Below are 11967 nucleotides of genomic sequence, written 5' to 3'. Positions count from 1 at the left end.
AGGGATGGTTCCCCGCAGCGGCGGGGGCGAGGGACGTCCGGGGTTCATGCCTCGACGCTACCTGCTGGGCACCGTCCCTGCCAGCCGGGGCGGAGACGGTGCCCGTCCCGGCCCCGGCCTGCAGCTCAGGCTCCCGTGGCCACCGGAAGGTCGGGCCGGGAGGACCACTGGGACCAGGAGCCCGGGTACAGGGCGGCAGGGATGCCGGCGATCTCCAGGGCGGCGATCTCGTGGGCGGCCGTGATGCCGGAGCCGCAGTAGACGGCGACGCTGCCGGCTCCCGCTACTCCGAGGCGGGCGAACCGCTCCCGCAGTTCCGCCGGCGGCCGGAAGGTCTTATCGGCCCGAAGGTTGTCCGTCGTGGGTGCGCTGCGCGCCCCGGGGATGTGCCCGGCCTTCGGGTCGACCGGCTCGTACTCGCCGCTGAAGCGTTCCGGGGCCCGCGCGTCGAGCAGCAGCAGGTCCTCCCCGCCGCGGCGCACGCCGTCGAGGTCGATCACGGGCATCCCGCCCCGGCCCAGTTCGACCGAGCCCAGACAGTGCTGTTCCTCCCCGCCCTCGAGTTCGTACCCTGCGGCGCGCCAGGCGGTCAGCCCGCCGTCGAGGAGGTGGACCGAGCGCAGCCCGGCATCCCGCAGCAGCCACCACAGGCGTGCGGCGGCAAGGTTGCCCGAGTCGTCGTAGGCGACGACGACGTCGTCGGGCCGGTTGATGCCCCACTGCCGGGCCGTCTCCTGGAACGCGTCCGGGTCCGGGAGCGGGTGCCGTCCAAGGGCCGGAACCGGGCGGGAGCACAGCTGCTCCTCCAGGTCCACGTACATGGCCCCTGGGATGTGCGATGAGCGGTAATGCCCATGGCCGTGGGGATCACCCAGCGACCACCGGACATCGAGCAGCACTGTCTGCAGCCCGGAGGTCATCCGGTCCCGCAGCGTCTGCACGTCCATCAGAGTCTTCATCAAGATCTCCTTAGATAATTGAGCCGGCACCGGGCCGGTCCTGATGCACGCCAGTCCACCACAGGCACCGGGCCGACACCAGTAGCGCTTGTAGGCTGATCCAATGATCACCTACAGCGCCTCCGCCGGCCGCGCCTGGACCGCAGACGCTGTCCAAAGGATCGAGGCCGAAAACCGCCGGTCCGCCGACACGCACCTCTTCGCCGTGCCCCTCCCGCCCGGATGGCAGGTCTCGGTCTACCTGAAGGACGAATCGACGCACCGCACGGGAAGCCTGAAGCACCGGCTGGCCCGTTCCCTGTTTCTCTTCGGGCTGGTGAACGGCTGGATCACCGAGGGCACGACCATCGTTGAGGCCTCCAGCGGGTCGACCGCTGTCTCCGAGGCCTACTTCGCCCAGCTTCTCGGCCTGCCGTTCATCGCGGTGATGCCGCGCACCACGAGTTCCCAGAAGATCGCCCTGATCCAGCAGTACGGCGGGACCTGCTCCTTCGTCGACGACGCCGGCCAGGTCTACGCCGAGGCCGAGCGGATCGCCCGCGAAACCGGGGGCCACTACCTGGACCAGTTCACCTACGCCGAGCGCGCCACGGACTGGCGGGGAAACAACAACATCGCCGAGTCGATCTTCGGCCAACTGGCCCTCGAGGAGCACCCGGTCCCCGAATGGATCGTCGTCGGCGCCGGCACGGGCGGCACCTCGGCGACCATCGGCAGGTACCTGCGCTACAACTGCCACTCGACCCGGCTTGCCGTCGTTGACCCCGAAAACTCGGCGTTCTTTCCCGCCTGGGCGGACCCGTCGGGGCCGGCAACCGGCCGGGCGTCGCGGATCGAGGGCATCGGACGGCCGCGGCAGGAGCCGAGCTTCGTTCCCGGGGTCATCGACGCAATGATCCAGGTGCCCGATTCGGCCTCCGTGGCGGCCGCGCGGCACCTCAAGCGCCTCACCGGGCTGCACGCCGGACCGTCGACGGGAACGAACCTGTGGGGGGTGTGGCAGCTCGCGGCGGCCATGCGGGCCGAGGGGCGGGCCGGGAGCATCGTGTCCCTGATGTGCGATTCCGGAGATCGATATGCCGGATCCTACGAGGACGATGCCTGGCTTAAGGGCCGGGGGCTGGACCCGGAACCGTTCGAGGCGGTCCTGGAGGAGTTTTTCGCGACCGGCCGCTGGCCCGAGTGAGGGCCGCGGAGGCCGCGGGAGCCCACGGTGGGCACCGGGCCCCGTCCTAGGGGCGCCATTCCCTGCGGTAACCGGGGTGCCCGGCATACGGCAGGGCCAGCAGCCGCATAAAGACGACGGCGTCGTCCCGGCCGTCCGGCTGGTTCCTGGACCAGTCGATGCTTGAGTAGTGGGCCACCATCCGGCGCTTGGCCTCGCATTCGGCGAGCGCCCGGTCCAGCACTGCGACCGACTGCTGGTGCCACCAGGAGTGGACGTTCTCTTCGTCCTCCTCGATGCGCGCCAGGAGGAACTCGATGAGGTCGCTCATGCCTCCGACCCTACAGACCCTCCACCCGTGCGTCTCCCCGAACCGGTGCGGTAACGGTCGTACAACGGTCCGCCGAAGATCGCATTACCTTCCCATCCGGAGCCCGCCCGAGTGCGAATTAGCGGTGGAAACCACAAGTTCCCATTCCGCACACCTTCAGGAGAAGACTCATGACAACATCACAGCACTCGCGCACAAACTCAAGGACAGCCGTCCAGAAGGCGTCCCTGGCCGTCGGCGCCGTCTTCCTTCTCGTCGGGCTCCTCGGATTCGTTCCGGGCATCACCTCGCAGTACGAACAGCTCGCCTTCGCCGGACACCACTCCGGCGCGCTGCTGTTGGGCCTTTTCCAGGTTTCCGTGCTGCACAACGTCGTCCACCTGCTGTTCGGCGTTGCGGGGATTCTGCTCGCCCGCAGCGCGTCGGGTGCCCGGTCCTACCTGCTCGTCGGGGGCATCATGTACCTTGTGCTCTGGATCTACGGCCTCGTGATCGACCAGGAGTCGGCGGGCAACTTCGTACCGCTGAATGCGGCCGATAACTGGCTGCACCTGCTCCTCGGCGTCGGCATGATCGCCCTTGCCCTGGTGCTGCGCAAGAAGCACACCGCCCGCGTCTGAGGAAACCCGCAGCGGCCGGGGACCGGGGTCTGCATCCGGTACCCGGCCGCTGTGCGTTAGCCGCCCGCCCGGCCCCGGACTGCCGGCCCGGGGCCCTGCGGACTTTTGGCCCTGCCACAACCGCCCGTCCGGGTGGATCATGGGGAGCACGGCAGCGTCCGGAATCTCGGATGTGCCGCGAATCCGATGCTGGATGAGGAGGCGCGATGAACCGCCACGAACCAGGCGACCCGCAGCCGGGGCCGACCGGAACCACCACGGTGTTCATCCTCGACGACCACGAGCTGGTGCGGCGCGGCCTGCGCGACCTGCTCGAGGGCGAGGGATTCGCCGTCCTGGGTGAGTCAGGGTCCGCCGAAGAGGCCGCCCGCCGGATCCCCGCCCTGAACCCCGACGTCGCCATCCTCGACGCCCGGCTGCCCGACGGCACCGGAATCGAAGTGTGCCGCAACGTCCGCTCCGTGGACGAAAGCCTCCGCTGCGTCATCCTCACCAGTTACGACGACGAGCAGGCCCTGCGCGGTGCGGTCCTGGCCGGTGCCGCCGGGTACATCCTCAAGGAGGTCCTGGGTACGGACCTGGTGCATAAGGTGCGCCGGGCCGCCCGAGGCGAATCGCTGTTCAACCCTGAGGTCAAGGAAAAGATCTCCGCCGGACTCGCCGAGTCGGGGGGCGAAGACCCCCGGTTCGATGCCCTGACTGCGCAGGAACGCAAGGTGCTCCACTACATCGGCGCGGGGCTGACCAATAAGGAAATCGGCCAAACCATGTTCCTCGCGGAGAAGACCGTGAAGAACTATGTGTCCTCCCTGCTGGCCAAACTCGGGTTCCAGCGCCGGACCCAGGCCGCCGTCTTTATCGCGACCGCGCGCGGCTGGCCCGAAGAGTGACGGCGGCCCGGGGACTGACACGCCGCGAAGGCTGACGACGGGCCGGGCCCGCCGACCCTCCTCCCCCGATAGCCCCGGCGGGCGGGTACGGCAGGGGGCGGACGAGTTCTGGACTACCGCCGGCTGCCGGTTCCGGGACCCGGCTCCAGCACGGTGAGCCAGCAGGGGGCGCCGGCCGGATCGACCGTGGCCGGCAGGCGCCGTTCGGCCGCGCTCGAGTGGAGCGCCTGGAGCGCGTCGGCCTGCGCCTGCGCCCCTGTGAGGTCGACAGTGATGGGCATTCCGGGCTGCAGGCCGTTGGTGCGCCGGGCAATGCAGTAGAGCGCATACAGGTTGGCCGGGGTGAGAACGCCCCGGACGCAGATGCGCGCCGACGCGAGTTCGGGATCCAGACGTACAAGGATCCTCAGCTTGCGCGCCCCGATGCTCGATGGGTGGTTCTCCATCGCCCGCCGCCGGGCATGTACTGCCGGGCTCCCCTCGTGGGCGGGCCGGGAAAACCCTGCGTCCCGGCCGATCCGCCCACCGGGCGGGGTCGTTTGTGCCATTGCAGTTCCTTTTCCGGTTCGTGCGTGCGCAACGATCCTTTCTAAGGTTCGTCTGCGCACCGCCCGGAACTACAGGGGCGAAAGGCCCTAATTCGCCTCGACCGCCCGTTTCCACTCCGCCGCGAAGGCATGCGGAGCGGGCGGGTCAGGTCAGATCGGCGACAAGGGCCATCGACGCGCAGTCCCGGAGCCCGTTGATTCCGTCGACCGTCGTCTCCTTGTCTTCGTAAGGTTCACTGGTGATGAGGGTCGCCCCGTCTTCACCGGTGAGCCGGAAGCGGAACTGTTCCTGGTCGTCGCGGAAGATTTCGAATCTGCCTGCCATCACGCCCCCTTGCGTCGCAGCTGCCATTGTCCCCCGAGGCTAACCGCGGCCCGCACCGGAAGGAAGGCCCGCTCCGCGCGGAATTCCTGCTTGACCGGCAGGGGCCGTCCTGTCCGGGGCCGCCTACACCTCGGTGGTCTGGCCGGGCGACAGGTGCTCATAGCGCGATCCGGCGGACCCCCCGAACCGGGCGAGAAGGGACTCGACCAGGCCGATCCCGCCGTCGGTGAGCAGTGAGTCGTGGATGGGGTAGGCCTTGGCCGCACGGACGGAGGCGATGAAGTCGATCACCTCGGCGGTCTTTGACCACGGCGCGTGGACCGGGACCAGCAGGGTTCGAACCTCGGTGGCGTCGGGCACGATGAAGGAATCCCCCGGGTGGTACACGTTGTCGTTGATGAGGTAGCCGACGTTCGCGATCATGGGCACGTGCGGATGGATCAGCGCATGCTGGCCGCCGAAGGTCCGGACGTCGAATCCCCCCGCCGTGAACTGGATGGCCGGCTCGCTGACGTGCACCCCGTCCGCAGCGCCGGCTCCCAGCCGGGCTCTCAGGGCGGCTGCCGCCGCTGCCGGGGCCCACAGCTGCAGACCCGGGTCGGCGGCCATTCCCTCCGCGACCCGCTCGACGTCGAGGTGGTCGGGGTGTTCGTGGGTGATGAGCACCGCCGATGCTCCCCGGAGGGCCTCCTCGACCTCGGAGAAGCTGCCCGGATCGATCACGAGAGCCGACCCGTCCTGTTCGAGCCGGACGCAGGCGTGGGTGTACTTTGTGAGCTTCATAGCGCACAGGATACCTCCAGCCCCTGCTGATAATCTTGATGCTGGTTCATCCTTCCCTCCGCCGAAAGGGCTCACCATGCGATCCGAAGTGGAGCACCCGCGTAAGGGCTCCGAACAGCGGGTCACCCGTCAGCGGCTGGCCGTCAGCGCCGCCCTTGACGAGCTCGAGGACTTTGTCAGCACCCAGGAACTCCACCGGCTCCTAGGCACCCGGGGAGACTCAGTCTCCCTCCCCACGGTCTACCGGGTCCTCCAGTCAATGGCCGACGACGGCCTGGTGGATGTCCTGCGCCGGGGCGACGGGGAAGTCGTTTACCGCCGGTGCGCCGTCGAGCATCACCACCATCACCTGCTGTGCCGGAACTGCGGGCGCACCGTGGAGGTTGAGGCCCCTGCGGTGGAGCAGTGGGCGGTCCGGACGGCGGCCGCGCACGGATTCACCGAGGCGGCCCACACCGTCGAGATCTTCGGGCTGTGCCCCGAGTGCACCGCGGCGAAGGCGGGGCGCTGACCCTGGACGCCCGGCGCCGGGGGTTCAGGCCGCGGTGCGGACGCGGGCCGGTCTAGCACTGCTTCTCCGGCTGCCCAGGATCCGGCACCCGAGGTAGATCGCGAAGGAAATCGTGGTCACGTAGGGGCTGATCGGGATGCGGCCGCCGAGGGCAAGCAGGATCCCGCCGACCACCGACACACAGGCGAAGGCGATGCTCAGGAGCACCACGAGCAGCGGCGTCGAGGTGACCTTCAGCGCGGCCGCGGCCGGGGTGATCAGCAGCGCCAGCACCAGCAGCGCCCCCACCACCTGAATGGACAGCGCCACCGAAACGCCCAGCAGCACCATGAAGAGGATCGACAGGGCCCGCACCGGCACGCCGCGGGCCTCGGCGAGGTCCGGATCGGCGCTGGCGAAGGTCAGCGGACGCCAGATCAGGGCAAGTGCGGCCATCACCACGACGGCGCAGCCCGCGAGCAGGTTCAGCTGAACATTGTCCACGGAGACGATCTGCCCGGTGAGCAGGCCGAACTTGTTCGCCGCCCGTCCCTCGTACAGAGCGAGGAACAGGATGCCGAGCCCCAGCCCGAAGGGCATGACGACGCCGATGATCGAGTTGCGGTCCCGGGCCCGGATCCCCATCACCCCGAGCACCAGGGCCGCGAGCACCGAACCCACCAGCGAGCCCAGGACGACGTTCGCCCCGACCAGGAGCGCGAAGGCGGCCCCCGCGAAGGAGAGCTCGGCGATGCCGTGGACGGCGAAGGCGAGGTCGCGCATCATCACGAAGGTCCCGATCAGCCCGCCGAGCAGGCCCAGCACGGCGCCGGCCCAGATCGAGTTGCGCACCAGCGGCAGCAGCTCGGAATAGTTGTCAAAGTTGAAGACCGCCTCCATGAACGACTGAAAATCCATGATCAGACCTCTCCGGCGGGATGGTGGTGGTGGGCCGTGGTGCCGGGCAGCCCGACCACAATGATCCGCCCTTCGTGGTGAAGCACCTCCACGGGGCTGCCGTAGAGGTCGGAGAGCACCTCGCTGGTCATGACTTCCTCCGGGGCTCCGACCCGGAACCGGCCGCCGGCGAGGTAGAGCACCCGGTCGACGTAGTCGATGATGGGGTTGATCTCGTGGGTGACGAAGACGACGGCGCTGTTCTTCTCGTGGCACTGCCGGTTGATCAGGCCGCTGACCGCCTGCTGGTGGTGCAGGTCGAGTGAGAGCAGGGGCTCGTCACACAGCAGGACGCGAGGCTCGGTGGCCAGCGCCTGGGCCACGCGCAGGCGCTGCTGTTCCCCGCCCGACAGCCTCCCGACAGGGGCGTCGGCGTAGGAGGAGGAGCCGACCTCGGCGAGCAGCGCGTCGACCGTGTCCCGGTGACTGCGGCCCCGGAGGCGGACCCCCCAGCGGTGGCCGTCCACGCCCAGGCCCACGAGGTCCCGCGCCCGCAGCGGCGTGTCCGCGGCGAACGGGCGCTGCTGGGGGATGTAGCCGATGCCGCGGTTGCCGCGCTGCAGCGGTCCGCCATTGATGGTGGCGGTGCCGGAGCCGAGGGCCTGCAGCCCCAGGAGCACCTTCAGAAGACTCGTCTTGCCGGAGCCGTTCGGGCCCAGCACGGCGAAGAACTCGCCCGGGTGGATGTCGAGGTCTAGCCCCTCCCACAGCACGCGCTCACCGAAGGAGAGCCCGGCGTTGCGCAGGCTCACAACCGGTGCACGTCCCGGCCCTCCGGGGCCCGCTTCGACACTCACCCGGCGTTCAGCGCCTCAAGGACCGATTCCGCGTTGGTCTCCATCCAGGTCAGGTAGTCTTCACCGTCCGGCAGCGTCTCGGTGAAGTCGACGACGGGAACGCCGGCCTCCTCCGCGGCCAAACGCACGGCCTGCGTCTGCGGTCCTTCGGTCTGGTCGTTGTAGGCGAGGAACTTCACGCTCCCCGAGGCGAGCAGCTTCCGCATCTCGTTGAGCACCCCAATAGGTACGTCGTTGCCCTCTTCGACGGCTTCGGTGTACTCGGGCACGGTGGCGTCGGTGAGTCCGGCCGCCTCCAGGAGGTAAACCGGGACGGGCTCCGTGGCCGCGAAGTTGCCCTCACCCCCTGCCGCGAGACGGTCTTCGATCTCCGTGAGGGAGTCCTGGAAACGCTCCGCCCGCTCCTCGTAGCCGGCGGCATTCGCCTCATCGAGGGAACCGAGCCTGTCGCCGATGGCACCGGCGAGGGCCTTCATCGCCTCGGGGCTGTACCAGACGTGCTCGTTGAACGAGCCGTGTCCATGCCCGTCACCCTCCTCGCCTTCGGCGTGCGACTCGTCGGCATTCTCGTCCTCCGCCGGTGCACCCTCAAGGCCCGAGACGCTGACGGCGGTCACCACCCGGTCGTGGTCGAGGCCTGTCTCGTCGGCGAGGCGGTGCAGGAAGGCGTCGTACCCTCCGCCGTTCTCCACCAGCAGGTCGGCCTTCGAGACCGCAAGCTTGTCCTGGACGGTCGCCTCGTAGGAGTGCGGGTCCTGGCTCAGGCTGTCGACGATCGCCGTGACTTCCACCCGGTCCCCGCCGATCGCTTCGACGATGCTCCCATAGACATTGGTGCCGGTGACCACCTGAAGCGGCTCCGACCCGGTGTCCGCGGCGTTCCCGGCGCCGGCGTTCCCTCCACACGCCGAAGCCGTCAGTGCCAATACGGCGAGTCCTGCCAGTGAAGCCGTGCGGCGCATGGGTGCGCGGGACATACCTGCCTCGATCCACTCTAATGAGAATTGTTTACGTTAGCGGATCAAGTCTAGCCTAGATCACCGCACGCCCGCCCTACGGCAGCCGCCCCTCCTGCAGCGGGTTGCCGCTGTGCTCGGTCATCGCCTCGCCGAGCCGGCGTGCACCCTGGTTCTGGGTGGCGTCCCGGATCTCCCCGACGAGCTGTTCGATCACGTCCTCAAGGAAGAGGACACCCATGGTCTCCCCTCCCGGGCCGAGCACCCGCGCCAGGTGGGAGCCGGTTTTCTGCATCACCGCGAGGGCGTCCTCGATCTCGTCAGAGAGACGGAGGTTCGCAAGGGCGCGCACCTTGTTCTCGGTGATCGGCTTCTGGTAGAGCGCCTGCGGAATGGACATGATGTCCTTCAGGTGCAGGTACCCGGTGAGATTCTCCTTCTCGTCGACGAGGGCGAACCGCGAAAAACCCGTGCGCCCTACGGCCCGCTCGAACTCTTCCGGCGTGGCATCGGTGCGGAGGGTGACGAGGTCATGCAGGGGAACCATTGTCGTCTCGGCGGTCTGGCCGGAGAACTCGAGTGCGCTGGTGATCAGGCCGGAATCGTCGTCGACGAGGCCGTGCTTGGTGGATTCCTCCACCATCGACTGCACCTCCTCGAGCGTGTACGAGGAGGTGACCTCGTCCTTCGGCTCGACCTTCAGTGCGCGCAGGATCTGGTTCGCCAGCCAGTTCAGCGACGAGATCACCGGATGCACGATGCGGGCGATCATCACCAGCGGCGGTGCAAGGATCAGCGCCGCCCGGTCGGCAGCGGAGACCGAAATGTTCTTGGGCACCATCTCGCCGAAGGTGACATGGAGGAAGGTCACGATCAGCAGGGCGATGCCGAAGGCGGCGCCGTCGGCCACACCCTCGGGAATCCCCAACGCTTCCAGCGGCACCACGAAGAGGTGGTGGATCGCGGGTTCTGCAACCTGGAGGATGAGCAGCGAACACACCGTGATGCCCAGCTGCGCGCAGGCGAGCATGAGTGAGACGTGCTCCATGGCCCACAGCGTGGTCTGGGCACGCTTGGACCCCGCTTCGGCACGCGGCTCGATCTGGCTCCGCCGCGCGGACATGATGGCGAATTCGGCGCCCACGAAGAACGCGTTGCCGATCAGCAGCACCACCAGCCAGGCAATTCCGGCCCAGTCGCTCATCGGAGGCCCCCCTCGCCCAGGGCGTGGGCGCCGGTGCGGGTCGCATTCTCCCCGGTCCGGCCTGGCAGGAAACGGACGCGGTCGATCCGGCGCCCGTCCATCCGCTCCACCTCAAGGGTGCCGCCGGAGACCGGAACGGTGTCCCCCTCGGCGGCGATCCGGCCAAGCTCTGCCATCATGAAGCCTCCAACGGTTTCATAGCCCGCTTCGTCGGGCACGGTGAGCAGGGGAATCTGCTCGGTGACCTCATCGGGGCGAAGCATTCCCGGAAAGTACCAGGTGCCGGAGGCGCTCTGCAGCACCCCGGGCTTGAGCTTGTCGTGCTCGTCCGCGACCTCGCCGACGATCTCCTCGACGAGGTCCTCAAGCGTCGCAACCCCCGCGGTTCCGCCGTACTCATCGAGCACCACGGCCAGCTGCAGGTTCGCGTCGCGCAGCTCGCGCAGCAGCGAGTCGAGGTGGACGGTCTCGGGGACCCGCAGGACGTCGGTCATGATGGTGCCCGCAGGCAGGGACGCCCGGCGGTCGCGCGGCACCGCGACGGCCTTCTTGACGTGGACGACGCCCCGGATGTCGTCGGCCGACTCCCCGATCAGGGGGAACCGGGAGTACCCGGTGCGCCGGGCCGCCTCGACGACGTCGGCGACGGTCTGGTCGGAATCGATGGTTTCCATCCGGATGCGCGGGGTCATGACATCGGCCGCCGTCCGGTCGGAAAAGCTGAAGGTGCGGGCAAGGAAGTTCGCCGTGCCCTGGTCGAGCGTGCCCAGCTGGGCCGACCGGCGCACCAGCGAGGAGAGTTCGGCCGGCGAACGCGCGCCGGAAATCTCCTCCTTGGCCTCGAGCCCGAAGATGTTCAGCACGCGGTTGGAGAACCCGTTGAGCACGAAGATGGCCGGCCGAAGGACCGCCGTGACCATCAGCTGCGGCCGCGCCAGGGCGCGGCCGATCTTGAAGGGCAGGGCAATCGACATGTTCTTGGGCACCAGTTCACCCAGCAGCATCGAGAGCAGGGTGGCCAGGGCGATCGCGATAATCAGCGACGCCGAGGACGCCACGCCCCCGGAAAGCCCGAGCGAGGCCAGCGGGCCCTGCAGCAGGCGCCCGACCGATGGCTCCATGACATAGCCGGTGAGCAGCGTGGTCAGGGTGATGCCGATCTGGCAGCTCGAGAGCTGGGTGGAAAGCGACTTGAGGCAGCGCAGCAGCGGTACGGCCTTCTTGTCGCCCTGCTCGATCGCCCGCTGAACGGAGGTCTGGTCAAGGGCGACGAGGGCGAACTCGACGGCGACGAAGAAGCCGGTGCCGAGGATGAGCAGCAGGCCCGCCGCTAGATAGATCCACTCCATAAACGGTTCACCGCCCGGCCGGGGACGGCAGCAGAAGAAAGGTGATGGGCATTAAGTCGGGGTCTGCCGGCCTCGGACGAAGCCTGGCCGGCGCGGTCACGGTTCCGTGGCGCCTGCTGGTTCGTCGGCCGGCCCCTAGAGGAGCTGTCCATAAGGGCTTCAGTTTACCCCAGGCACCCCGGGCGGGAAACGGAGTCCCACCCGGGGCGGTTCGGTTACCAGCTTTGTGGGAGGGGGCGGCCTTCTTCGTAGCCGGCGGCGGACTGGATGCCGACCAGGGCGCGGTCGGAGAATTCGGCCAGGGTGCGGGCTCCGGCGTAGGTCATGGAGCTGCGCACGCCGGCGGTGATCATGTCCAGCAGGTCCTCCACGCCGGGACGGGCGGGGTCCAGGTACATTTTGGAGGTGGAGATGCCTTCTTCGAAGAGTCCCTTCCGGGCCCGGGCGAAGACGTCCTCGGCCTGGGTGCGGTTTTGCACCGCCCTCGCGGAGGCCATGCCGAAGCTTTCCTTGTAGCGGCGGCCGTCGCTGTCGGTGTGCAGGTCCCCGGGGCTCTCGTAGGTCCCGGCGAACCAGGACCCGATCATGACCTG

At 68.6% G+C, this 11967-nt stretch carries 15 protein-coding genes; 4 read left to right on the top strand and 11 right to left on the bottom strand.

Features of this window, described 5'->3' with window-relative positions; all coding sequences use genetic code 11:
- Positions 1–125 precede the first annotated feature (125 nt).
- The gene (locus GVV86_RS11535; protein WP_159618548.1) at positions 126–959 is read right to left on the bottom strand and encodes a sulfurtransferase; all 834 of its coding nucleotides are present in this window, start codon (positions 957–959) and stop codon (positions 126–128) included.
- Positions 960–1062: 103 nt separating this feature from the next.
- Between GVV86_RS11535 and GVV86_RS11530 the strand changes: the two genes are divergently transcribed.
- Positions 1063–2145 (top strand): PLP-dependent cysteine synthase family protein, encoded by a 1083-nt coding sequence (locus GVV86_RS11530; RefSeq protein ID WP_159802889.1) that lies wholly within the window; start codon positions 1063–1065, stop codon positions 2143–2145.
- 46 nt (positions 2146–2191) lie between these two features.
- On the opposite strand, the gene GVV86_RS11525 is transcribed toward GVV86_RS11530, so the two are convergent.
- On the bottom strand, positions 2192–2455 hold the full coding sequence (locus GVV86_RS11525) for a DUF6221 family protein (RefSeq protein WP_159618552.1): 264 nt from the start codon (positions 2453–2455) through the stop codon (positions 2192–2194).
- Between the two features lie 170 nt (positions 2456–2625).
- On the opposite strand from GVV86_RS11525, the gene GVV86_RS11520 reads away from it, so the two are divergent.
- Together GVV86_RS11520 and GVV86_RS11515 are read left to right on the top strand one after the other, a co-directional pair.
- Positions 2626–3075 carry a DUF4383 domain-containing protein gene (locus GVV86_RS11520; protein WP_159802888.1) on the top strand — a complete coding sequence of 150 codons (450 nt, stop codon included), beginning with the start codon at positions 2626–2628 and terminating at the stop codon, positions 3073–3075.
- A gap of 206 nt (positions 3076–3281) precedes the next feature.
- Positions 3282–3965: a response regulator gene (locus GVV86_RS11515; RefSeq protein ID WP_159618556.1), complete on the top strand. Its 684-nt coding sequence runs from the start codon at positions 3282–3284 to the stop codon at positions 3963–3965.
- A gap of 113 nt (positions 3966–4078) precedes the next feature.
- Here GVV86_RS11515 and GVV86_RS11510 read toward each other — a convergent pair whose 3' ends face one another.
- The 3 genes from GVV86_RS11510 to GVV86_RS11500 form a co-directional block, all read right to left on the bottom strand.
- On the bottom strand, positions 4079–4513 hold the full coding sequence (locus tag GVV86_RS11510) for a hypothetical protein (protein WP_159802887.1): 435 nt from the start codon (positions 4511–4513) through the stop codon (positions 4079–4081).
- Between the two features lie 145 nt (positions 4514–4658).
- Positions 4659–4838, bottom strand: coding sequence for a YegP family protein (locus tag GVV86_RS11505; RefSeq protein ID WP_159618560.1), 180 nt, complete (start codon positions 4836–4838; stop codon positions 4659–4661).
- Positions 4839–4961: 123 nt separating this feature from the next.
- Positions 4962–5621 carry an MBL fold metallo-hydrolase gene (locus tag GVV86_RS11500; RefSeq protein ID WP_159802886.1) on the bottom strand — a complete coding sequence of 220 codons (660 nt, stop codon included), beginning with the start codon at positions 5619–5621 and terminating at the stop codon, positions 4962–4964.
- 76 nt (positions 5622–5697) lie between these two features.
- On the opposite strand from GVV86_RS11500, the gene GVV86_RS11495 reads away from it, so the two are divergent.
- Positions 5698–6132 (top strand): Fur family transcriptional regulator, encoded by a 435-nt coding sequence (locus GVV86_RS11495; RefSeq protein WP_159618564.1) that lies wholly within the window; start codon positions 5698–5700, stop codon positions 6130–6132.
- A gap of 24 nt (positions 6133–6156) precedes the next feature.
- On the opposite strand, the gene GVV86_RS11490 is transcribed toward GVV86_RS11495, so the two are convergent.
- The 6 genes from GVV86_RS11490 to GVV86_RS11465 form a co-directional block, all read right to left on the bottom strand.
- Positions 6157–7029 (bottom strand): metal ABC transporter permease, encoded by an 873-nt coding sequence (locus tag GVV86_RS11490; protein ID WP_159618566.1) that lies wholly within the window; start codon positions 7027–7029, stop codon positions 6157–6159.
- Between the two features lie 2 nt (positions 7030–7031).
- Positions 7032–7820, bottom strand: a complete 789-nt coding sequence (locus GVV86_RS11485; protein ID WP_159802885.1) for a metal ABC transporter ATP-binding protein — start codon at positions 7818–7820, stop codon at positions 7032–7034.
- A gap of 41 nt (positions 7821–7861) precedes the next feature.
- Entirely contained in the window at positions 7862–8842 is a 981-nt protein-coding gene (locus GVV86_RS11480; RefSeq protein ID WP_246669965.1) for a metal ABC transporter solute-binding protein, Zn/Mn family, read from the bottom strand.
- Positions 8843–8918: 76 nt separating this feature from the next.
- On the bottom strand, positions 8919–10025 hold the full coding sequence (locus GVV86_RS11475; RefSeq protein ID WP_159618570.1) for a hemolysin family protein: 1107 nt from the start codon (positions 10023–10025) through the stop codon (positions 8919–8921).
- Entirely contained in the window at positions 10022–11374 is a 1353-nt protein-coding gene (locus tag GVV86_RS11470) for a hemolysin family protein (protein WP_159618572.1), read from the bottom strand. The genes GVV86_RS11475 and GVV86_RS11470 overlap by 4 nt, the downstream gene beginning before the upstream one ends.
- Before the next feature lie 215 nt (positions 11375–11589).
- On the bottom strand, positions 11590–11967 hold a 378-nt coding region (locus tag GVV86_RS11465), incomplete at its 5' end, for an IMP dehydrogenase (protein ID WP_201291445.1).

This window comes from Arthrobacter zhaoguopingii, from assembly GCF_009828595.1.
GTDB classification, from domain to species: Bacteria; Actinomycetota; Actinomycetes; order Actinomycetales; family Micrococcaceae; genus Arthrobacter_D; species Arthrobacter_D zhaoguopingii.
Note: the sequence above shows the minus strand (reverse complement) of the source record. Positions and strands in the feature narration are given on the sequence as shown.

Coding starts and splice junctions, on each gene's coding strand:
- GVV86_RS11490 (WP_159618566.1), bottom strand. CDS start 7,029: ATGGATTTTCAGTCGTTCATGGAGGCGGTCTTCAACTTTGACAACTAT.
- GVV86_RS11530 (WP_159802889.1), top strand. CDS start 1,063: ATGATCACCTACAGCGCCTCCGCCGGCCGCGCCTGGACCGCAGACGCT.
- GVV86_RS11515 (WP_159618556.1), top strand. CDS start 3,282: ATGAACCGCCACGAACCAGGCGACCCGCAGCCGGGGCCGACCGGAACC.
- GVV86_RS11520 (WP_159802888.1), top strand. CDS start 2,626: ATGACAACATCACAGCACTCGCGCACAAACTCAAGGACAGCCGTCCAG.
- GVV86_RS11475 (WP_159618570.1), bottom strand. CDS start 10,025: ATGAGCGACTGGGCCGGAATTGCCTGGCTGGTGGTGCTGCTGATCGGC.
- GVV86_RS11470 (WP_159618572.1), bottom strand. CDS start 11,374: ATGGAGTGGATCTATCTAGCGGCGGGCCTGCTGCTCATCCTCGGCACC.
- GVV86_RS11500 (WP_159802886.1), bottom strand. CDS start 5,621: ATGAAGCTCACAAAGTACACCCACGCCTGCGTCCGGCTCGAACAGGAC.
- GVV86_RS11525 (WP_159618552.1), bottom strand. CDS start 2,455: ATGAGCGACCTCATCGAGTTCCTCCTGGCGCGCATCGAGGAGGACGAA.
- GVV86_RS11480 (WP_246669965.1), bottom strand. CDS start 8,842: ATGTCCCGCGCACCCATGCGCCGCACGGCTTCACTGGCAGGACTCGCC.
- GVV86_RS11510 (WP_159802887.1), bottom strand. CDS start 4,513: ATGGCACAAACGACCCCGCCCGGTGGGCGGATCGGCCGGGACGCAGGG.
- GVV86_RS11505 (WP_159618560.1), bottom strand. CDS start 4,838: ATGGCAGGCAGATTCGAAATCTTCCGCGACGACCAGGAACAGTTCCGC.
- GVV86_RS11495 (WP_159618564.1), top strand. CDS start 5,698: ATGCGATCCGAAGTGGAGCACCCGCGTAAGGGCTCCGAACAGCGGGTC.
- GVV86_RS11535 (WP_159618548.1), bottom strand. CDS start 959: ATGAAGACTCTGATGGACGTGCAGACGCTGCGGGACCGGATGACCTCC.